General features: G+C 37.3%; 19 protein-coding genes and 1 pseudogene. 16 read left to right on the top strand and 4 right to left on the bottom strand.

The features are described 5' to 3' along the window. The 3 genes and pseudogenes from AB8S09_RS13985 to AB8S09_RS13975 form a co-directional block, all read left to right on the top strand. A pseudogene (locus AB8S09_RS13985) lies at positions 1 to 380 on the top strand (FprA family A-type flavoprotein); the annotation flags it as partial. A 257-nt stretch (positions 381 to 637) separates the two neighbouring features. Then, on the top strand, positions 638 to 2,551 hold the full coding sequence (locus tag AB8S09_RS13980) for an acyl-CoA dehydrogenase family protein (protein ID WP_369869338.1): 1,914 nt from the start codon (positions 638 to 640) through the stop codon (positions 2,549 to 2,551). A 33-nt stretch (positions 2,552 to 2,584) separates the two neighbouring features. After that, the gene (locus tag AB8S09_RS13975) at positions 2,585 to 3,784 is read left to right on the top strand and encodes an FprA family A-type flavoprotein (RefSeq protein WP_294183889.1); all 1,200 of its coding nucleotides are present in this window, start codon (positions 2,585 to 2,587) and stop codon (positions 3,782 to 3,784) included. Between the two features lie 97 nt (positions 3,785 to 3,881). Here AB8S09_RS13975 and AB8S09_RS13970 read toward each other — a convergent pair whose 3' ends face one another. Then, positions 3,882 to 4,424 (bottom strand): cupin domain-containing protein, encoded by a 543-nt coding sequence (locus AB8S09_RS13970; RefSeq protein ID WP_294183887.1) that lies wholly within the window; start codon positions 4,422 to 4,424, stop codon positions 3,882 to 3,884. A 116-nt stretch (positions 4,425 to 4,540) separates the two neighbouring features. Between AB8S09_RS13970 and AB8S09_RS13965 the strand changes: the two genes are divergently transcribed. Together AB8S09_RS13965 and AB8S09_RS13960 are read left to right on the top strand one after the other, a co-directional pair. Beyond that, a complete protein-coding gene (locus AB8S09_RS13965) occupies positions 4,541 to 4,990 on the top strand; it encodes a pyridoxamine 5'-phosphate oxidase family protein (protein WP_369869337.1) in 450 nt (149 codons plus the stop codon). A gap of 37 nt (positions 4,991 to 5,027) precedes the next feature. After that, positions 5,028 to 5,972, top strand: a complete 945-nt coding sequence (locus AB8S09_RS13960) for a 3-hydroxyacyl-CoA dehydrogenase family protein (RefSeq protein WP_369869336.1) — start codon at positions 5,028 to 5,030, stop codon at positions 5,970 to 5,972. A 4-nt stretch (positions 5,973 to 5,976) separates the two neighbouring features. Here the strand turns inward: AB8S09_RS13960 and AB8S09_RS13955 are convergent, their stop codons facing one another. After that, a complete protein-coding gene (locus tag AB8S09_RS13955) occupies positions 5,977 to 6,750 on the bottom strand; it encodes a serine hydrolase (protein ID WP_294183884.1) in 774 nt (257 codons plus the stop codon). An 18-nt stretch (positions 6,751 to 6,768) separates the two neighbouring features. Further along, a complete protein-coding gene (locus AB8S09_RS13950) occupies positions 6,769 to 7,845 on the bottom strand; it encodes a dipeptide epimerase (protein WP_294183881.1) in 1,077 nt (358 codons plus the stop codon). A gap of 152 nt (positions 7,846 to 7,997) precedes the next feature. Here AB8S09_RS13950 and AB8S09_RS13945 point away from each other — a divergent pair, with 152 nt between their 5' ends. From AB8S09_RS13945 to AB8S09_RS13895, 11 genes are all read left to right on the top strand, one after another. Further along, positions 7,998 to 8,696 (top strand): FadR/GntR family transcriptional regulator, encoded by a 699-nt coding sequence (locus AB8S09_RS13945; protein ID WP_294183879.1) that lies wholly within the window; start codon positions 7,998 to 8,000, stop codon positions 8,694 to 8,696. Positions 8,697 to 8,834: 138 nt separating this feature from the next. Then, positions 8,835 to 9,800 (top strand): bifunctional 4-hydroxy-2-oxoglutarate aldolase/2-dehydro-3-deoxy-phosphogluconate aldolase, encoded by a 966-nt coding sequence (gene eda / locus AB8S09_RS13940; RefSeq protein WP_369869335.1) that lies wholly within the window; start codon positions 8,835 to 8,837, stop codon positions 9,798 to 9,800. 8 nt (positions 9,801 to 9,808) lie between these two features. Then, entirely contained in the window at positions 9,809 to 10,837 is a 1,029-nt protein-coding gene (locus tag AB8S09_RS13935; protein WP_294183876.1) for a sugar kinase, read from the top strand. A gap of 39 nt (positions 10,838 to 10,876) precedes the next feature. Continuing rightward, positions 10,877 to 12,271: a glucuronate isomerase gene (gene uxaC, locus AB8S09_RS13930; protein WP_294183874.1), complete on the top strand. Its 1,395-nt coding sequence runs from the start codon at positions 10,877 to 10,879 to the stop codon at positions 12,269 to 12,271. A gap of 69 nt (positions 12,272 to 12,340) precedes the next feature. After that, entirely contained in the window at positions 12,341 to 13,954 is a 1,614-nt protein-coding gene (locus tag AB8S09_RS13925; RefSeq protein WP_294183872.1) for a mannitol dehydrogenase family protein, read from the top strand. 37 nt (positions 13,955 to 13,991) lie between these two features. After that, positions 13,992 to 15,074 carry a mannonate dehydratase gene (uxuA, locus tag AB8S09_RS13920; RefSeq protein ID WP_294183871.1) on the top strand — a complete coding sequence of 361 codons (1,083 nt, stop codon included), beginning with the start codon at positions 13,992 to 13,994 and terminating at the stop codon, positions 15,072 to 15,074. A gap of 145 nt (positions 15,075 to 15,219) precedes the next feature. Further along, positions 15,220 to 16,242: a zinc-binding alcohol dehydrogenase family protein gene (locus tag AB8S09_RS13915; protein WP_369869333.1), complete on the top strand. Its 1,023-nt coding sequence runs from the start codon at positions 15,220 to 15,222 to the stop codon at positions 16,240 to 16,242. Positions 16,243 to 16,337: 95 nt separating this feature from the next. After that, on the top strand, positions 16,338 to 17,681 hold the full coding sequence (locus tag AB8S09_RS13910; RefSeq protein ID WP_369869332.1) for an MFS transporter: 1,344 nt from the start codon (positions 16,338 to 16,340) through the stop codon (positions 17,679 to 17,681). A 205-nt stretch (positions 17,682 to 17,886) separates the two neighbouring features. After that, complete coding sequence (pdxS, locus tag AB8S09_RS13905; RefSeq protein ID WP_369869340.1) at positions 17,887 to 18,762, top strand: pyridoxal 5'-phosphate synthase lyase subunit PdxS; 876 nt, start codon at positions 17,887 to 17,889, stop codon at positions 18,760 to 18,762. Between the two features lies 1 nt (position 18,763). Further along, positions 18,764 to 19,333, top strand: a complete 570-nt coding sequence (gene pdxT / locus AB8S09_RS13900; RefSeq protein WP_369869339.1) for a pyridoxal 5'-phosphate synthase glutaminase subunit PdxT — start codon at positions 18,764 to 18,766, stop codon at positions 19,331 to 19,333. Positions 19,334 to 19,446: 113 nt separating this feature from the next. Then, a complete protein-coding gene (locus AB8S09_RS13895) occupies positions 19,447 to 20,046 on the top strand; it encodes a MarR family winged helix-turn-helix transcriptional regulator (RefSeq protein ID WP_294183841.1) in 600 nt (199 codons plus the stop codon). Positions 20,047 to 20,136: 90 nt separating this feature from the next. On the opposite strand, the gene AB8S09_RS13890 is transcribed toward AB8S09_RS13895, so the two are convergent. After that, complete coding sequence (locus AB8S09_RS13890) at positions 20,137 to 21,249, bottom strand: alpha/beta hydrolase family protein (protein ID WP_369869331.1); 1,113 nt, start codon at positions 21,247 to 21,249, stop codon at positions 20,137 to 20,139. Positions 21,250 to 21,285: the final 36 nt, after the last annotated feature.

Genomic DNA, 21,285 nt, shown 5'->3' with positions numbered 1-21,285 from the left:
CTATAAGACTGGTGGAAGGTGGGATGAAAAATGTGTTTATGTATGATGTTTCAAAAACCCACGTGTCCTATTTGATTTCTGAGACATTCAAATACAGCCACATAGTCCTTGCAAGTGTGACTTATAATATGAAGATTTATCCGCCAATGCTCGATTATCTGGAACATATGAAAGCACTGAATCTTCAAAAACGTACCTTTGCCCTTATAGAAAATGGTTCATGGGCTCCCCAGTCTGGAAAATTGATGCGTGAATTTTTAGGTGAAATGAAGGATATGACTGTTCTGGACAAAGATATATCCTTGAGATCCAGCATGAAAGAGGAAGACAACAGTTCGATGAAGGAACTTGCCGGCAGTATCATCCAGTCAGCTAAATGATTCATGCTACATTTACAGAATAATTATTAATAAATAATTTTTTTTAAATAATATTAAAACTCTAAAAATAAGAGGAATTGAAAGACATAAGATGGCAAACAGGCAGAATAAAATTTATTTACGTTTCATTGGAGATTTGTGGGGAAAACAGCTTAGAACTGAGATTGTGGGGAAAATTAATGAGAGCTATAATTATCATGTAGGTTTTTAAATTGATATTAAGGGAACATTATATTTAGTAAAGGGGAGGGACGTAAATGTTTTTTAAAACTACAGAGCAACACGAAAACTTAAGAATGAAAATTAGAAAATTTGCTGAAGAAGAAGTCAAACCTATTGCATTTATGCTGGATCAGGAGAACAAATTTCCGGATGAAATTGTTCATAAACTGGCGGATATGGGAGTTATGGGCATACCATATCCCAGGGAGTACGGCGGAGCCGGTCTGGATGTGATCAGTTATGCAATAGCTGTTGAAGAATTATCGAGAGTTGATGGTGGAGTTGGCGTAATTCTTTCTGCACATACATCTTTGGGAACATATCCGATTGCCGCCTTTGGTACTGAAAAGCAGAAGCAAAAATATTTAATCCCCATGGCAAAAGGTGAAAAAATTGGGGCATTTGGCTTAACTGAAGAAAATGCCGGAAGTGATGCCGCCGGTACGGAGACTACTGCCGTGCTGGAGGGCGATCACTATGTCCTAAACGGAGAAAAGATATTTATAACAAATGCGGGGAAAGCGGATGTCTATGTAGTTTTTGCAGTTACTACCCCGAATATAGGCACTCACGGCATAAGTGCATTTATTGTGGAAAAGGGCTGGGAAGGTTTTAGTACCGGGAAACACTATGATAAAATGGGAATCCGGTCTTCGGCAACTGCAGAGCTTAATTTCAACAACGTGAAGGTACCTAGGGAAAACCTCCTTGGTAAAGAAGGAGAAGGTTTCAAGATTGCTATGTCCACTTTGGACGGAGGACGTATTGGCATTGCCGCTCAGGCTCTTGGCATAGCGCAGGGAGCTTATGAAAATGCCCTGGCGTATTCAAAGGAGAGGGTACAGTTTGGAAAACCAATCTGCCGCCAGCAGATTATTTCCTTTAAGTTAGCCGATATGGCCACAAAGCTCAGAGCCTCCAGATTTCTGGTCTACAGTGCAGCGGAGTTGAAGCAGAACCACGAGGATTACAACATGGAGTCTGCTATGGCAAAGCAGTATGCTTCTGATACGTGTCTTGAAATTGTAAATGACGCCCTTCAGATATTTGGAGGAAGCGGTTACATGAAGGGCATGGAAGTTGAACGTGCCTATAGGGATGCCAAAATATGCACCATATATGAGGGAACCAATGAAATTCAGCGTGTGGTTATCGCCTCCCACATTGTCGGCAAAGCTCCTAAAAATAAAACTGCGGCAAGAACTTCTAAGCGCCTGCCGGCTACGGGATATCGTAAAAATATCATCTTCAACAAGGGAACTTCAAAAGAAAAAGTTGATTCACTGGTAAAGGCACTCAAAGAAGACGGATATGATTTTACAGTTGGAATTCCAATGGACACTCCTATAAATAAAGCTGAAAGAGTAGTGAGTATAGGAATGGGCGTAGGCAAAAGGGAGAACATGAAGCTTATAAAAGATCTGGCAGTACAGGCAGGTGCGGCCATAGGTTCCTCCCGTCCGGTAGCTGAAACCCTCAAATATTTACCGCTGAACCGCTATGTTGGTATGTCCGGTCAGAAATTCAAGGGTAATCTGTATGTGGCTATTGGTATTTCAGGTGCAATTCAGCATCTTAAAGGCATAGTTGATGCTTCTACAATTGTTGCCATAAATATAGATCCCAATGCCAAGATCTTTAAAAATGCCGATTACGGTATAGTTGGCGATTTAGTGGAAATTGTGCCGCTGCTCACTGCTGCCCTGGATAATGGCCAACCTAAGAAGGAGGCACCGCCAATGAAGAAGATGAAGAGGGCAGTTCCCAAGAAGGTTGTTCCAAATTGGAAACATTATGTCTGCAATGGATGTGGTTATGAATATGATCCGGGTGTAGGAGATCCTGAAGGTGATATAGCTTCAGGTACACTTTTTAAAGATATACCGAAAGAATGGACGTGTCCTGTTTGCGGTCAAGAGAAAGATGGATTTATAGATGCTGATGTATGATTATTATAAATATAGATAAGGAGGATTAGTTACATGCATTGTGTTAGAAAAATAAATGAAGATCTTTATTGGGTTGGGGCAAATGATAATCGCCTTGCCCTATTTGAAAATATCCATCCAATTCCAAGGGGAGTTTCCTATAACTCTTATGTACTTTTGGATGAGAAGACTGTGCTATTTGATACGGTAGACTGGGCAGTTTGCCGCCAGTTTCTCGAAAATTTAAAGGCAGTTCTCAAAGGCAGAACTTTGGATTATATGGTGATAAACCATGTTGAACCGGACCATGCGGCCTGCATTCAGGAGATCCTCCTGCGTTATCCAAAGGCAAAGATATTGTGTACTAAAAAAGCTTTCATGTTCCTCAACCAATTTGGATTTGACATGGACGGAAAAGTGGAGGTAGTTAAAGAAGGGGATACCAGATCCTTCGGAAAACATAAAGTGGCATTTGTAACTGCACCTATGGTACATTGGCCGGAAGTCATGGTTACCTACGACACTACAAATGGAGTGCTGTTTTCTGCCGATGCCTTTGGCAGCTTTGGCAAATTAAACGGCCAGCTGTTCAACGATGAGGTAGACTTTGACAGGGATTGGATTGACGATGCCAGAAGGTATTACACAAATATTGTGGGGAAATATGGACCTCATGTCCAGGCACTTTTGAAGAAAGCCAGCAAGCTTGATATAAAGACTATCTGTCCTCTGCACGGACCGGTATGGCGCAGCAACCTGGGATATTTTCTAGACAAGTATGATAAATGGAGCCGTTATGAACCTGAAGAGAAAGGTGTCATGATAGTTTATGCTTCAATGTACGGCAATACAGAATCTGCCGCCCACAATCTGGCTATCAGGCTGGTGGAAAAGGGAATGAAAAATGTAGTTATGTATGATGTTTCAAAAACTCACGTGTCCTATTTGATTTCTGAGACATTCAAATACAGCCACATAGTTCTTGCATGTGTAACCTATAATCTGAAAATTTATCCGCCAATGCTCGATTATCTGGAACATATGAAAGCACTGAATCTTCAAAAACGTACCTTTGCCCTTATAGAAAATGGTTCATGGGCTCCCCAGTCGGGAAGGTTAATGCGTAAATTCCTGGATGGAATGAAAGAGATGACTGTTCTGGATAAGGATATGTCCTTGAGCTCCAGTATGAAGGAAGACGAGGCCAGTTTGATGGGAGAACTTGCCGACAGCATTATCAAGTCAATGAAATAATTTTAAAACCAGATTCCGGCTCATATGTTATGCTTTTTTTAATTCTAAACTGTAAAAAAGCTAATTCAGGAGCCGGTTTCTTTTATACAAGTTTTTCTTAATGCAGGTCCTCTTCTGCCGCTTCCGCATCTGCTTTGGTTTCGTGAACTGTACCTCTGGGGTGTTTAGGGGGTGCATAAATAGAATACAGTTTGATCGGTTTATTACCTGTGTTGACCAAATCATGCCATTTTCCGGCAGGTACAATAAATACGGAGTCATTTTCTACCTTTTTCTGAAAATTCAGTTCATCTCTTCTATCACCCATTTTGACAATTCCCTCTCCCTCTTCAATTCGTATGAATTGATCCGTATTGGGATGAATTTCAAGACCTATATTTTCTCCGACTTTGATACTCATCAGGGTAAGCTGCAGATGGCTTCCTGTCCATAGAGCTGTGCGGTAGGTGTCATTTTGTTTTGCAGCTTCCTCGATATTTATCACAAAGGGTTTGGGGCCATAGTCTCTTAACCTTGCCTCACTGTAATTGTCTGCTGCGGAACGTGAAAAGCTGGAATTATACATAGGGCAGTATAAATATCTATCTGAAGCAATATTGCTCCAATAGGGGCAGTGGTACATTTTATAAGGATTATACAATATTTTTCTCCTTTCATATATAAGGGTTTATTATCATAATATGCCTTTATTTAAAAAATGTGTTTGAACATTGTTTATTGTTGAATTATAATTATAAAAAAAGGAGGATTTCACATATGAGTGAAGTATTAGACAATGCGGTAAAATATATAGAAAAGTCCAAAACAGGTTTACTGATTACAATAGGTGAAGATGGCGCACCTTACGCCAGGGTAATGGGTGCATTTTCAAATGACGGCGTTAATTTGTACTTTGAAACTGGAAGGAAATCAAATAAAGTTAAACATATAAAGAAAAACCCAATAGTTACTTTTTATTTTCAAGATGAAAATCAATCCTATGATACTTTCAAATGTGTTTCTGTAACTGGAGAGGCATCGGAAGTGCTGCAAAGTGATGCTGATTTTAGGGATGCAGTGGAAAAAATAAGTGTCAGATATCCTGTACTGAAAGAAAATGTGGATAAGGGAGAGATAGGTGATTCCGTTATATACAGGGTAAAGACAAAATTTGTCAAGGCAGCTGATTATACTGAGGATCCAAAAGAAGTAAAAGAATTCGTGTAAAAGCAATTGAATTTAAAAGTAGGGGGATTGATATAAGATGAATATAAAAAATGCGGCCGTGCTGGGGACCGGCACTATGGGTCACGGTATAGCGCTGCTTTCTGCAAAGGCCGGGCTGAATGTTACCATGTATGGGAGAACCGATGCAAGCCTCGAGAGGGGATTTAACAGGATAAAATCCAGCTTGAAACTTTTGGAGGATACAGGAGAGTTGTCAGACAGTGAATGCAAATATATACTAAATAGGGTAAAGGGAGTAAAAACTCTCGGGGAAGCTGCGGAAAATGCTGACATTGTAGTGGAGTGCGTAGCTGAGAATCTGAAACTGAAGCAGAATATATTTAAACAGCTGGATGATATTTGTGAAAAAAAAGTTATTCTGGCATCTAATACATCCGGACTCAGTCCCACGGATATAGCAAAATATACAAAACGTCCCGAGAGAGTGGTAGTTGCACATTTCTGGAATCCTCCGCAGCTTATTCCACTGGTGGAGGTTGTTCCCGGCAGTAAAACTTCCTCCGATGTCATGGATGAAACCATGAAATGGGTGGAATTCATAGACAAAAAAGGAGTGCGTATGGAAAAGGAATGTCCGGGGTTTATAGGAAACCGGCTTCAGCTGGCACTTCTCAGGGAAGCACTGTATATAGTCGAACAGGGATGGGCCAAACCTGAAGAAGTTGATAAAGCCATGGAATATGGACATGGAAGGCGGCTGCCTGTTACAGGTCCGCTGTGCAGTGCGGATTTGGGAGGACTTGACATATTCAATAATATATCTTCCTATTTGTTTAAAGATCTGTGTGATTATAAGGAACCTTCCAAACTTATGCAGAGCAAAGTTGATTCCGGTGATCTGGGAAGCAAGAGCGGGAAAGGATTTTACAACTGGACTCCTGAACTTTTAAAAAGGAAACAAAGAGAACGCACAGAAGTCCTGCTGGATTTTCTCAAGAGAGATTCAGAAAAAAATAAGTAACATCTCAAAATCTTGTAAAATAATCGTAAACTGTTTTAGAAATTTTTCCTATTGTATCCCGTGCTAAATTGTTGTTTGGAGCATTCCAGGTAAGGGCACAGAAAATATAATTGATGCCGGGAAGATATACTATTCCCGCATCATGACTTATCCCGTCGAGATCTCCTGTTTTATGTGCAATTATTGTACTGTCCGGTATGTAAAGCCTCATCACACTGTTGTCCAATTGTGCGGTTAATATATTTTTCATCAGCATGCCGTAAGGACTGCCGGACTCTGCATCTTTATAAATCTGTTCAAAGAATTTCACCATGTCGGCAGCAGTGGTCTTGTTTTCCCTGCCTTCTTCTCTGGCCTTTGAGTCCATCATCTTTCTCTGGAGTACAGTATTTTTTAGCCCCAATTTTTTAATATAATCATTTACATCGTTCATACCTGCGATATCAATCAGCATGTTTGCGGCGGTGTTGTCGCTTTGTACGATCATGAGGGTGATTATATCTTTCAAGGTATAACTGTTTCCACTTTCCATAAGGGTGAGTATGCTGAAAGGTACCTTGACTTCATCTGTAACCGTTATCCTCTGCTTGAGAGAAAGACTGCCCTCTTTGACCAATTCGATTATTTTCATCATTACAGGTATTTTTATAAGGCTTGCCGAAGGTACTACCGTGTTTTCATTGTAGGAAATTTTTTCACCTGTTTTGAGATTTTTCACTTCAAAGGCACAATTTAGCCTTTTTAAGTCTGCTGATTTTATAATCTTTTCAAAAAGCATGTTTTAACCCTCCCCATTTTAATAATGTATTGATTTTATGCCGAGACCTGGGCTGTCCGGAAGGCTTATTTTACTTTCATTGAAAACAGCTCCACCTTCTATGGGATCTTCCCTGCACAGCACAGGCCCATCCAGATCTACCTTGGTTATTACACTCTTTGCACATGCGAGGTGTACTGCAGCCGTCACACTTACTTTTGCTTCCAGCATGCAGCCTACCATACATTCAATTCCGTATATTTCTGCCAGTGAGCATATTTTCAGTGCGTTGTGCAGTCCGCCTGTTTTCATGAGTTTTATATTTATTAGATCTGCTGCCCTGCTCTGCAAAATCTTTAAAGCGTCTCCCGGAGAGAATACACTTTCATCTGCCAAAACCGGTATCGATACATTATCTGTAACGAATTTCAGGCCCTCTATATCACAAGCTGTCACAGGCTGCTCCACGAGTTCAATTTTTAAATTTTCATCTTCCATCTTTTTAAGTACACGTACAGCTTCCTTGGGTTTCCATCCCTGATTGGCATCTATTCTGAGGTCTACATCATATCCAACAGCTTGTCTTATAGCTTTTATTCTTTCAAGATCCTTTTTGGAATCCACACCTACTTTTATCTTTAACGTTTTATATCCTTTTTTTATGGCTTTTATGCTGTCCTTTACCATTTCCTCAGGTTCGTTTACACTTATGGTTATATCTGTAGTTATTTCTTTTCTAAATCCTCCCAGAAGTTTGTACAGAGGAGCCTTATACAACTGACCGTACAGGTCATGAAGTGCTATATCCACTGCGGCTTTTGCACTTGTATTTTTTACAATGCAGCCGTTTAACTTTTTTATTATGGATTCGAAATTTTCTATATCCATGCCTGTTATTGATTTTTTTATATGATCCTCTATGGCTCCTTTTATTGCTCCAGTCGTATCTCCCGTTATGGCACCGGTAGGGGGAGCTTCTCCAAAACCAACATTACCTGTGTCCGTATATATCTCCACTATGATATCTTCTACGCTTTTCACCGTGCGGAGTGCGGTTTTAAAGGGTGTATTCAGCGGGACGGATATCTGTTTTATTTTTATATCCTTTATTTTCATTATTATCGACCTACCTTCCCTGATATTGTCAATTGACAAATCTATAATATATTAAATACTGCAGTAAGTCAATCAACTCTTTGCAATTGACACATATTTGGGATTGTGCTAAAATCGAATCCACACTGAATGAATAGAAGAAGGTGATTTTAGTGAATAATAAAATGCCTCTGGCACAATCAGTTGCAAAAGACATTGCAGATATGATAAAAAAGAAAAATATGAAAGCAGGTGACAAATTACCAAGTGAAAACGAACTGGTAAAATTGCTGAATGTCAGCAGGAGTACTTTAAGAGAAGCCTTGAAAATATTGACCTCCCGCAACATATTGTTTACAAGACAGGGATCTGGAATTTTTGTATCTGAGAATACCGGCATGGTAAAGGATCCATTTGGACTGGAGTTTTTGGGCAGTGAAAAATTAATTTTGGACATGTTTGATACACGTCTTATACTGGAACCGGAAATAGCAGCACTGGCGGCTGTAAATGCCAGCAAGGGGGATATTGAAAAAATTATGGTGCAGTGTGATGAAGTTGAGAGGGCAATTAGTGAAAATATTCCCTATGCAGATAAAGACGCCATGTTTCATAATCTTATTGGCAAGGCCAGCGGTAATACGGTAATAAATCACATTATTCCAATTCTCCACAATTCAATTCAAAATAGTATAGATTATACAAATAATGCATTGATTAGAAATACTGTTTATTACCACAGAAGAATTGCAGAGGCAATTGGGGACAGAGATTCTCTTGGCGCAAAATATTCTATGATATGTCATATAAATGCCAATCGCCAGTATGTGATTGATAAAATCCGCGGTAAAGGAAATTCCGCGAAGAAATAGTGAGCTGTCTGAACAAAATGGCAGTTCACTATTTTTATTTAAGTCAATAATTCATCATACAAATTATTGACTTTATACTTTAAAAATGATATTATGTAGCTATAAAATAATAATTTGTATGATCAATAGGAGGAATACATGAATAGCTTAGCCGATAAGATAAGAAAAATTGGTATTATTCCTGTAGTAAAAATTAATGATGCAAAAAATTCGATTCCACTGGTCAAAGCTTTAAAAGAAGGTGGATTGGATAGTGTAGAGATAACTTTTAGAAGTCCTGCTGCACAGAATGCCATTGAAAATGTTCACCGGGAGTTTCCGGAGTTTATTGTGGGAGCAGGGACAGTTATCACTGTCAGACAGGTAGAAGAAGCTGTTGAAGCTGGTGCTTCTTTTATTATAAGTCCGGGTTATATTGACGAGGTTGTGGATTATTGCTTGGGAAAAAATATTTTTGTCATTCCCGGCTGCTCTAGTGCCAGTGAAGTGGCAAAGGCCGTTAATAAAGGCCTAAAGATTGTTAAATTTTTTCCTGCCGAGGCAAGTGGCGGGATAAAAACTTTGAAGGCATTTTCAGGACCGTATCCGGATGTAAAATTTATTCCGACCGGCGGTATAAATGAAGAAAATTTGAGCCGGTATTTGAATTTGAAAAATGTTATAGCTTGCGGAGGAACGTGGATGGTAAAAGATTTCCTGGTTGAAGAAAAAAAATTTGATCAGATTGAGGAAATCACAAAAAGGGCTGTTGATAAAATGCTGGACTATAAAGTTGTCCATATTGGAATCAATGCAGTGGATTCTAAAGAGGCAAGAGATATCTGCTCATTGTTTGAAAATATGTTTCATTTTAAAAGCAGTGAAAATAATAACTCCATTTTTGCAGGAGCAGATGTTGAAGTGATGAAAAAACCATTCTACGGTAAAAAAGGACATATCGCTGTAGCCGTAAATGATGTGGAAAAAGCTGTGTATCAACTTGAAAAGATCAATGTGAAATTTATAGAAGATAGTATTAAATACAATGAATTTAAAGAACCTGCAGTTGTTTATTTAAAAGATGAAATCGGTGGATTTGCAGTTCATTTGGTGAAGAGAGGGTAAGATTTATTATGGCAAAGGTTGTAACAATGGGGGAGATATTACTGAGACTATCTCCCTATGGATATAAGAGGTTTATTCAGGCAGAAGGTTTTGATGCTGTTTACGGCGGGAGTGAAGCTAATGTTGCAGTATCTCTGGCAAACTATGGAGATAAGGTATCCTATATAACAAAATTAGTGGACAACCCATTGGGAGATGCGGCAGTTGCAGCTTTGAAAAAAAACAATATAGATTGTTCGCATATAGTAAGAGGCGGCAGAAGACTTGGAATTTATTTTCTGGAAAATGGATGTTCTCTCAGAGGATCAAATGTTGTCTATGATCGTGAAGGATCTTCCATGGCGGAAGCGGCAGAGGAAGAATTCAAATGGGATGAAATTTTTAAGGGGGCGGATCTGTTTCATACTTCAGGTATTACTCCAGTATTAAGTAAAAACTGTGCCAAAATTACAGAAAGAGCACTTAAAGAGGCTAAAAAAAGAAATATTTTAACATCTTTTGATTTAAATTACCGGGCAAAGTTGTGGCAGGACAAGGTAAGTGAAAAGCAGAAAATCATGAACAATTTGATGAAATATGTGGATATTTGCCTGGGAAATGCCAGAGATGCAGCGCTGGTCTTAGGTTACAGCGATGGCTCTACTGATTTTATAACTGGAGATTATTCAATATGTGTAAATAGAGAAAATATGACTAAAGTTATTGAAAAATATAAATTCAAGTATTTGTTTAGCTCACTTCGTGAAAATATTTCTGCTTCAGATAACAAATATAGTGCCTTGGTTGCCTCCGAGAATGGTATTTATACTGGAAAGAGCTATTGTATTCATATTGTTGACAGAGTTGGAACAGGGGATGCGCTTTGTGCGGGATTCCTCCATGGAATTTTAAAAAATGGAGATCCCAGAGAGGCACTTGAGTTTGGAATCGCTTCCGGAGCTTTGAAACATACCATTCAAGGGGATTTGAATCACGTATCAGAAGAGGAAGTTGAAAAGATTTTTCATGGGGCAGGCACTGGAAAAGTTGTAAGGTAAGAAAATAAACTTTATTTTAGGTTAGAAAGGTGGAATATTATGAAAAAATTTTTAGATGAAAATTTTGATCTCTCAAATGGGACTGCTGTAAAACTTTATCACGACTATGCTGAAAAAATGCCTATCTATGATTTCCATTGCCATCTTGATCCGAGGGAAATTTATGAAGATAAAAATTACAGTAATATAACTGAAATTTGGCTTTACGGTGATCATTATAAATGGAGAGCCATGAGAGGCAATGGAGTGGATGAAAAATATATTACAGGAAATGCCAGCGATTATGAGAAGTTTCTTGCCTGGTCAAGGACAGTTCCCAAACTTATAGGCAATCCCCTCTATGTCTGGACACATTTGGAGCTGCAAAGGTATTTTAATATTCATGAAACTTTAGATGAAAACACTGCGGAAAATATCTGGAATGAAGCAAATTCTATTATCAAAAATTTGGGATTTTCAGCGAGAAGTCTTATGAAAAAATCCAATGTGAAAGTTGTCTGCACGACGGATGATCCGGCAGATACACTTGAGTATCACAGGAAAATCAAAAATGAAGGCTTTGATGTAAAGATCGTACCCGGATTTAGGCCCGATAAGGCACTTGAAATAAGAAATGGTGATTTCGTTGACTGGATAGGAAAACTTGAAAAAGCAAGTAATATAAATATACAAAACTATGATGATTTTTTACAGGCGTTGAATTCCAGAATAGAATTTTTTAATGAATCCGGATGTAAGATTTCAGATCATTCACTTACTTACGTTCCATATATGGAAACATCTAAAAAGGAAGTATCTGAAATATTTGGAAAACGTTTGAATTTTAAAAAATTAAATAGAGCCGAGGAAGAAAAATATAAAACATATACCCTGCGTTCACTGGGAGAGATGTATTTCAAATTTAATTGGTCAATGCAGTTCCATATAGGTGCAATGAGAAATAATAATACAAATAAATTTAATGAATTAGGACCCAATACAGGTTTTGATTCCATGAATGATTGCAGGATTGCCGAAAAATTAGCTGGGCTGCTGGATTCTTTAGAAAGGGACAATGTGCTTCCCAAAACGGTTCTGTATACCTTAAATCCAAGTTATAACTACGTTATATCAAGTATGCTTGGTAATTTTCAAGGCTTAATACCTGGAAAAATACAATTTGGACCTGCATGGTGGTTTAATGATAATAAAGATGGCATGGAAGAACAGATGAAGGCACTTTCCAATTGCGGGTTACTTACTAGGTTTATAGGAATGGCAACGGATTCCAGAAGTTTTCTTTCTTATGCAAGGCACGAATATTTTAGAAGAATAGTTTGTAATTTAATAGGCAAATGGGTTGAAAATGGCGAGGTACCATGTGATATGAATTATTTAGGCAGGGTGGTTCAAGATATAAGTTTTAATAATGCCAGAAATTATTTTGAGATTTAGGAGAGTGTATTTTTAAATTATCTGTAATTATTATATAAAAAGAAATTATAAGGAGGCAGGAGGTAACAAATGCTAATCTTAGATAAAGAAAACATAAAAAAGAAGTCTGAATGGGAAAGCGCCAAGATCAAACTTCCTCAGTTTGATTATCAAAAAATGTGCGAAAACACCATGGAGAATCCAGTGTGGGTACATTTTGGTTCAGGAAATATATTCAGGGGATTTATAGCAGCACTTCAGCAGAAACTTCTTGATGAAGGTGGGGAAAAATCAGGAATAACTGCAGTTGAGACATATGATTATGAAATCATAGATGAAATCTATAAGCCTCATGACAATTTGAGTATTCAAGTCATCATGAATCCGGATGGAAGTCTCGATAATACTGTAATTGCAAGTGTGGGAGAGAGTGTAATCGGAGACAGCGGCAAAGAGGAAAACTGGGGAAGGTTAAATCAGATATTTTCAGAGCCTTCACTTCAGATGGCCAGTTTTACAATAACTGAAAAGGGATACAACTTGAAGGGCCTGTCGGGGAATTTTGCAGATGAAGTTCAAAAAGATATAAAAGGGGGTCCATCTGCACCAAATAATGTTATGTCAAAGGTTTCGTCACTGCTTTATACGAGATTCAAGGCGGGAAGTTTGCCAATTGCGATGGTGAGCATGGATAATTGTTCACACAATGGCGAGAAACTTTATAATGCAGTAAAAACAATTGCGTATAAATGGTTTGAAAATGGATCTGTTAAAAAAGAATTCTTGAACTATATAGACGACAGGAGCAAAGTTACATTTCCCTGGACTATGATAGATAAAATAACACCAAGACCGTCCAAATCAGTAGAAGAAAAGCTAGAGAAGCTTGGAATTAATGGAATGGAACCCATTATAACTGGGAAAAACACGTATATAGCACCTTTTGTAAATACAGAGGGACCGCAGTATCTTGTCATAGAAGATGATTTTCCAAATGGAAGGCCCAGGCTTGAAAAGTCAGGGGTGTATTTTACAGACAGGGAAACTGTGGAAAAAGTTGAGAGAATGAAGGTATGTACGTGTCTTAATCCACTGCATACATCAATGGCGGTATTTGGCTGTTTGCTTGGATATACTTTAATTGCAGATGAAATGAAGGATAGGGAAATAGTAAAACTTATAAATAAAGTTGGATATAAAGAGGGACTTCCAGTTGTGTCAGATCCCGAAATAATAAAACCGCAGGATTTTATAAAGGAAGTTATGGAAACAAGACTTCCAAATCCATATATACCTGATACACCACAGAGAATAGCGACAGATACATCCCAAAAAGTTGGAATAAGATTTGGAGAAACAATTAAAGCATATGCTGAAAACAGTAATCTCGATGTGAAATCTCTGAAATATATACCGCTTGTCATTGCAGGTTGGTGCAGGTATTTACTTGGAATAAATGACAAGGGAGAGAAATTTGAAGTGAGTTCTGATCCTCTTATTGGAATGCTGCAGGGATATTTGAGAGATGTTGAATTGGGAGGAAAGTACAAGAAGGGTACTCTGAAGCCGATACTTTCAAATAAAGATATATTTGGAATTGACTTGTGCAAACTCGGTCTTGGAGAAAAAATCGAGAAATACTTTGAAGAAATGATTGAAGGAAAAGATGCAGTTAGGAATACACTTAAAAAATATCTTGAATGACTGTTTAAATTAATTCATTTTGAAAGGAATGTTTTTTATGAATATGATATTTAGGTGGTTTGGTGAAAATGATGACAGTGTTACGCTGGATCAGATACGTCAAATACCCGGAGTTAGGGGGATCGCGGGATTTTTGCCTGATATTCCGGCAGGAGAAGTATGGCCCATGGAGAGGATACTTGAGTACAAAAACAATATAGAAAGCCATGGGCTGCAGCTTGAGGTTATTGAAAGCGTCAATGTGCATGAGGATATCAAACTTGGGCTGCCATCGAGAGATAAATATATAGAGAACTATAAGGAGACGATAAAGAATTTAGGGAAGTCCGGAGTAAGGGTAATATGTTATAATTTTATGCCTGTGTTTGACTGGCTCAGGACAGATCTTGCGTACAAGCTTCCTGATGGTTCTGAAGTCATGTATTATGACGATGACAAATTAAAAGGGATGGATCCCGTAAAACTTGTGGAGAATACTGAAAAAAATTCAAATGGATTTTTGCTGCCGGGATGGGAACCTGACAGACTTAAAGAATTAAAGAATGTTTTAAAGTTGTATGATGGAATGGATGAAGAAAAATTATTCAAAAATTATAAATATTTTCTTGAAGCTATAATACCTACATGTGAAAAATATGATGTAAAAATGGCCGTTCACCCTGATGATCCTGCATGGAATGTATTTGGACTTCCAAGAATAGTACATTCAAAGGAAAATCTGGACAGAATAATAGGACTTGTGGACAGTCCGTACAACGGTATTACCCTTTGCAGCGGATCGCTGGGATCCAGTACTAAAAACAATATACCTGAACTTATAAGATATTTTGGTGCTAAAAAAAGAATACATTTTGCACATGTAAGAAATATAAAAATATTATCAGAGAAGCATTTTCATGAAGTTTCTCATCTTTCCAGTGATGGAAGTTTTGACATGTTTGAAATAATGAAGGCGTTTTATGATGTGGGATTTGATGGATATATAAGACCTGACCATGGAAGAATGATCTGGGGTGAAAAAGCAAGACCCGGATATGGTCTGTATGACAGAGCTCTCGGAGCAGCATATTTAAATGGACTCTGGGAAGCTATTACAAAGATGAACAATAGAAATCGATAAAAAATAGACATTTTTTACACATAGTTGATCATATTGAATAGTGGAAATTTTATATGATCAATTATGTGAAAATGTCTAATAAGAAATATAAACAAATTTAATTATAACATCAACTATTATAAATTAACAATTAGGAGGAAATATTATGAAAATAGCGAGAGTTTATGGAAAAGATGATTTGAGATTAGAAGAGGAAGAGACGCCTAAAATTGTAAACGCTAACGATGCTTTAATAAAAACAAAAAGAGTTGGTATTTGTGGATCAGATGTTCATCTATACCATGGCGAAAATCCATTAGCTGTGTTACCTAGGGTTATGGGACATGAAGTTGTTGGAGAAGTTGTTGAAATTGGCAGTAGTGTAAAAAGTTTAAAAAAAGGAGACCACATTGTAGTTGAACCAATTAAATATTGTGGTAAATGTTATGCATGTCGTCATGGAATGCCTAATGTTTGTAAAGATTTAAGTGTATTTGGTGTTCATGAAGATGGTGGTATGAGAGAGTATTTTACGGTACCTGAAAAACAATGTTATGTGCTAGATAAAAAATTAGATTGGGATACAGCAGTACTTGCAGAACCATACACTATAGGTGCCAATTCAACATTTAGGGGCAATGTTGGAATTGGTGATAAACTTCTTATTCAAGGAGCAGGACCGATAGGAATATGTATTCTTAAATTAGCTAAAATCAAGGGTGCAGAAGTAATGATAAGTGATATTGTATCCGAAAAACTGGAGTTTGCCAAACAAAATGGAGCAGATAGGGTTGTTAATGTATTAAATGAAAATATAAAGCGAGCAATAAAAGATTGGACAGATGGTGAAGGGGTAAATAAAGTTATAGATGCTGTGTGTACTACAAAAACGTTTGAACTTGGCTTTGATGTAACTTCACCAGCAGGAACTATCGTTGTACTTGGATTTTCAGAGGATGATGCTCAAATTAAGCAGCTTCCAATTACTAAAAAGCAATTGACTGTTGTTGGAAGCAGGCTTCAGGCTTATCAATTTGCAAATGTTATTAGATTGATGGAAAATGGAAATCTAAAATCTGATGGATTAATTACACATAAATTTAAATTTGAAGAAGTTCAAAAAGCATTTGATTTTATTGATAAATATCCTGAAGAAGTTAAAAAAATGGTTCTTACTTTTGGTGATTAGTTAAGATTGCTTTTTATTCTTTTAAGGTATTTAAAACTAAAATAATTCAAAAAATAAAAATTGATTTTATAAATATTAAAGAAGGTGTGATAAAAATGCAAAAAAATAGTAGCACCACTTATCAGGTTGAAACAAAAGAATTAGTTAAAGTTGCTGCAAGTGGTTGGCTTGGAACTGCGATGGAATTTATGGATTTTCAGTTATATTCTCTTGCGGCAGCTATTGTTTTTAATAAAGTATTTTTCCCAAATTCAAGTCCTGCAATGGGTTTAATAATGTCAATGGGAACATATGGTGCTGGATATGTTGCTAGGTTAATTGGAGCATATGTATTTGGAAGAATTGGTGATAAAATGGGACGTAGAACTGTTCTTTTTATTACTATAACTCTTATGGGACTTGCGTCAACATTAATCGGTTTTTTGCCTACTTATCAAAAAGTTGGTATATTAGCTCCAATTGGATTAGTTATACTGCGAATCTTTCAGGGTTTAGGTGCTGGAGCGGAAATAAGCGGTGCTGGTGTTATGGTTGCTGAATTTTCCAAAGTGAAAAATAGAGGCTTAATTGGCAGTTTAGTTTGTTTAGGAACTTCATCTGGAACATTATTAGCAAATTTAATTTGGTCAATTATTCTAATGAATATTAGCGAAAACGATTTACTTGTGTGGGGATGGAGAATTCCGTTTTTTGCTTCCTTTGTTGTTATGATTGTAGCAATTTTAATTAGAATTTTTGTTAAAGAAAGTCCAGTTATGGTAGAGAAGAAAAAGTTGCTTTTAAAAGAAAGAGAGCATATAGAAAAAAGTGGTAAACCAATTAAGACTGAGAAAAAAGGAAGAAAGAGTTTTGCAGTTGCTTTAGGATTACGTTTTGGACAAGCAGGTAATAGTGGCATTTTGCAAACATATCTAACCGGATTTATTGTTACTGTTCTTTTAATGCAAAAAACTGTTGCAACTAATGCTAATATTATTTCATCTTTAATATCTTTTATAACCATTCCTGTGGTTGGATATCTTGGTGATAAATTTGGGAGGAGAAAACTGTATATGATCTTATCACTTGCTATGGCAGTTTACGCAATTCCAATGATGATGATGATTAATTCAAAAAATGTTGTTGTACTAACTATTGGACTGGTAATTGGCTTGAATGTTGGTTGTCAAGGAATATTTGCTTTAGAAAATGTAACGCTCAGTGAATTATTTGGATCAAAAAATAGAGTAACTTTAGTATCTCTTGCTAAAGAAATAGCAGGTGTTGTAGCCACTGGCTTTGGTCCTTTAATTGCTGCTAGCTGGGTGTCAGCAGTTTCAGGTAGTTGGATTCCGGTTGCCATAATGCTTATTATTTTCTCTTTGAGTACATTTTTTAGTTCTTATGTTTCTGAAGATGTTACTGGAAGAGATTTAAATGATTTAAATGATGCAATGTAGCTTTGTTGTTAAAATTTATTGATTGAGAAGTAAAATTAGCTTTTTAAATCCTGAATAGTAATGAGGTAAGGTATAATTAATGGTTTTTAAGAACTTGTTATTTATGCCTTATTTTATTATATTTTTAAACATAAAATTGTATGGGTACATTTGAATTATATAGCCTGTATATTATAATGATCCTAAAAAATAAGTGAGGAGTTGTATATTTATGGCAAAGTATGAGTTGAATAAAAATTTGGCCCAGATGCTCAAAGGCGGAGTAATTATGGATGTGGTAAATGCTGAACAAGCTGTGATTGCTGAAAAATCGGGAGCATGTGCAGTTATGGCACTTGAAAAAGTACCTGCAGATATAAGGAAAGAGGGCGGGGTTGCAAGAATGTCCGATCCTAAAATGATAAAGAAAATAAAGGCATCCGTGTCTATTCCGGTTATGGCCAAAGTCAGAATAGGACATTTCGTCGAGGCTGAAATACTGCAGGCTATAGGAATTGATTTTATAGATGAAAGTGAAGTCCTGACTCCTGCAGACAATAAATATCATATAGACAAAAAGAGATTTGACGTTCCTTTTGTATGTGGTGCAAGAAATTTGGGGGAAGCTTTGAGAAGGATTGGTGAAGGTGCAGCCATGATAAGAACTAAGGGGGAAGCGGGCACTGGAGATGTAGTTCAAGCTGTTACCCATATGAGAAGCATAATGAATGATATAGGAAAAGTTAAAAGTTCATCAAGGGAGGAATTGATGACTCTGGCCAAGGAATTTGGGGCACCTTTTGATTTGGTGAAATTTGTCCATGAAAATGGGAAGCTCCCTGTAGTTAATTTTGCTGCAGGTGGAATAGCTACACCTGCTGATGCAGCACTTATGATGAAGCTGGGAGCTGAGGGAGTCTTTGTGGGCTCGGGAATATTCAAATCCGAAAACCCGGAAAAGAGAGCCAAGGCAATAGTTATGGCAACTACAAATTATGACGATCCCAAATGCATTGCCGAAGTGTCGGAGGATCTTGGAGAACCTATGGTAGGTATAAACTGCAGTGAGCTAAATGAAAAATTTGAAGAAAGAGGCTGGTAAAATGAAAATAGGAGTACTTGCACTTCAAGGTGGAGTAGCAGAGCATATTCATCATTTAAAAGCTCTCCACTGTGAAACAGTCGAGGTAAAAAGGCCCGAAGAACTGGATGATCTTCAGGGGATCATCCTTCCGGGGGGAGAAAGTACAACCATTGGTAAATTATTGAGGAAAACGGGTATTTTTTACAAACTCAAGGAAAAAATAACAAACGGCCTCCCTGTGTGGGGAACCTGTGCAGGTATGATACTCCTTGCAAAAAATATTGAAAATGATGAAAAAGCCCATATGCAGGTGATGGATATAACTGTAAAAAGGAATGCCTATGGAAGCCAGATTAACAGCTTTTTGACCTATAAAAAGATAGATGGAATTTGCAGTAAAAAAATACCTTTGGTTTTTATCAGGGCTCCCTATATAACTGAAATAGGCAGTGATGTAGATGTGTTGTGCAGGGTTGACGACAACATTGTAGCTGTAAGGCAGAAAAATATGCTGGCTACTTCATTTCACCCGGAGCTGACAGATAATCTTCAATTTCATAAATATTTTATTGGTATTTGTGAAAAATAAAATTGAAAATTATAGTCAGGTACTTGACAAGATATTTTCGAATTGCTATACTATAGTCAAGTACTTGACAAGAATACCTAGGTAATTCAAACTACAAAAGGGAGGTATTTCACGTGAGTGGAATTAGAGAAGAAATTTTGGATCAGTTCGTGCACTTGCATACATTGCTGCACAGGTGTCAAATAAAGAATTTCAGGAATTTTGGACCAGGGGGAAACCCGCATAGAGGTCAGGGACGTGTACTTTCTATTTTGAAGATGAAACCTGAAATGAGCCAGAAAGAATTGACTTATCTGCTTGACATGAGCAGGCAGGCTTTGGCGGAACTTCTGAACAAGTTAGAAAAAAAGGGATATATCAAACGTGAAACGTCAGAGCAGGATCACCGCAGTTTAAATATAAAGCTGACTGAAAAGGGTGCTGCAGCTTCTGCTGATAATACTGATGATGCACCGTCTGAGCTGGAGAAGATATTTGATTGCTTAAATGATGAAGAACTGACCAACCTCAATGAATATTTGAAGCGTATCATAAAGCAGCTTGAAGAGCAGTCTGGAGACGAGAATGAGGATTTGCGCAAACAGGTATTTGAACATTTTATGAAACATAGCCGCTGCCATCACTTTAGAGGACATGGGGATGGCTCCTTCGAAGGCAGATTCCATCATGAATGGGATAGCTGGCATGACAATTACGTTGAAAAAAAGGAATAATGGACTGTAAAAGTAAAAAGCAGCAATCCAGATATTTGGATACTGCTTTTTTATTTTACGGCATGTTTTGATCTCTGCAAATAAATTTTCTCAGCTCAGAAATTTTTTGATCTCATCAAATGCAAGAGTAATTTTGTCAGCCTGACAATGCTGTTCTCCGCCGGTTTCCCTGGTAAAAACCTTTGTTGTAATGGAAGCCGCATTGCAGAGTTCCCTCTGGATTTGAGGGAGTCTTGAGATTGGTACATACTGGTCATCTTCACCGGCCAGTAAGAGGACATCCTGGTTGATAAATTGTCCTATTCCCTTCATGCTGTGGCGTTTGAAATTTTTACATAGATCAAAAGGTGTGGTTTCACCGGTAATTTCGTAACCCTTATTTATTTTCCATGTCAAATCAATATTGCCCTGCATCATTTTATTTATGAAATTGTTGAATTCAGCTGATTTGCCGGCTTCAAACAATTTAACGAACTTATTCCATATTTCCTTGGACATTCGATTCATCAATGGATCTAGTCCGGAATAAAAGATATCGAATGCTATTACTTTATCTATGCGCTTTTCGAAAGCTGCCGCACGCATGACAAAATAATCTCCCCAGGATATGCCGATTGCACTGACACGTTTCAAATTGAAATAATCAATTACTGCCGAGACCGGTTTTTCCCAGTTCGGAATGAACTTCAGACCGTTTTTTAAAGCTGTACCCTGGCCAGGGCCGTCAAAAACAATTATATTATAGTCTGTATTTTTTAGAAATATAGTTTCTTTGATGACTTCTTCCATATAGGAATCATAGCCTCCAAAAACAATCAGCGTTTTATGTGCATTTGGGTTGAACAGTTCTACAGCTGGAAGGAAGAAGTTTTCATAGGGAATTTTGTATCTTTTGTAGTTAAAATCATCATAGTATTTGTAAAAATTTCTTCGGTACCCTTCATACATTTTCTGTTTATTGGGATCTTCGGACCGCAGATAAAATTCAGCTGCCTTGTAATAGTTTGAAGCTATTCCGTAGAAACCTTCATTTTCCCGTTTCACAGCAAGATGTGACCAGCTTTTATACCAGCTTTCAAAATCTTTTAATTCAGGTACTATTTGTTTTAAATCTTCTTTTACCCTTGGATCATTTTCATAATCATAAGTAAAACGGGTTATCTGCAGATCAAATTGTTCGTTGCCTGTATATTTTTTGAACATAAAAATACCTCCGGTTTAATTGATTTATTTGACCTA

Origin of the sequence: Clostridium lapidicellarium (assembly GCF_041224415.1) — a bacterium.
GTDB lineage: Bacteria > Bacillota > Clostridia > Clostridiales > Clostridiaceae > Clostridium_B > Clostridium_B lapidicellarium.
This window is presented reverse-complemented; position numbering and strand designations above follow the sequence as displayed.

Bases quoted from the DNA above. Each gene is read 5' to 3' on its own strand.
- AB8S09_RS13890 (WP_369869331.1), bottom strand. From the start codon at position 21,249: ATGTTCAAAAAATATACAGGCAACGAACAATTTGATCTGCAGATAACC.
- uxaC (WP_294183874.1), top strand. From the start codon at position 10,877: ATGAAAAAATTTTTAGATGAAAATTTTGATCTCTCAAATGGGACTGCT.
- AB8S09_RS13910 (WP_369869332.1), top strand. From the start codon at position 16,338: ATGCAAAAAAATAGTAGCACCACTTATCAGGTTGAAACAAAAGAATTA.
- pdxT (WP_369869339.1), top strand. From the start codon at position 18,764: ATGAAAATAGGAGTACTTGCACTTCAAGGTGGAGTAGCAGAGCATATT.
- AB8S09_RS13950 (WP_294183881.1), bottom strand. From the start codon at position 7,845: ATGAAAATAAAGGATATAAAAATAAAACAGATATCCGTCCCGCTGAAT.
- AB8S09_RS13965 (WP_369869337.1), top strand. From the start codon at position 4,541: ATGAGTGAAGTATTAGACAATGCGGTAAAATATATAGAAAAGTCCAAA.
- AB8S09_RS13975 (WP_294183889.1), top strand. From the start codon at position 2,585: ATGCATTGTGTTAGAAAAATAAATGAAGATCTTTATTGGGTTGGGGCA.
- AB8S09_RS13925 (WP_294183872.1), top strand. From the start codon at position 12,341: ATGCTAATCTTAGATAAAGAAAACATAAAAAAGAAGTCTGAATGGGAA.
- AB8S09_RS13960 (WP_369869336.1), top strand. From the start codon at position 5,028: ATGAATATAAAAAATGCGGCCGTGCTGGGGACCGGCACTATGGGTCAC.
- uxuA (WP_294183871.1), top strand. From the start codon at position 13,992: ATGAATATGATATTTAGGTGGTTTGGTGAAAATGATGACAGTGTTACG.
- AB8S09_RS13955 (WP_294183884.1), bottom strand. From the start codon at position 6,750: ATGCTTTTTGAAAAGATTATAAAATCAGCAGACTTAAAAAGGCTAAAT.
- AB8S09_RS13935 (WP_294183876.1), top strand. From the start codon at position 9,809: ATGGCAAAGGTTGTAACAATGGGGGAGATATTACTGAGACTATCTCCC.
- AB8S09_RS13915 (WP_369869333.1), top strand. From the start codon at position 15,220: ATGAAAATAGCGAGAGTTTATGGAAAAGATGATTTGAGATTAGAAGAG.
- AB8S09_RS13980 (WP_369869338.1), top strand. From the start codon at position 638: ATGTTTTTTAAAACTACAGAGCAACACGAAAACTTAAGAATGAAAATT.
- eda (WP_369869335.1), top strand. From the start codon at position 8,835: ATGAATAGCTTAGCCGATAAGATAAGAAAAATTGGTATTATTCCTGTA.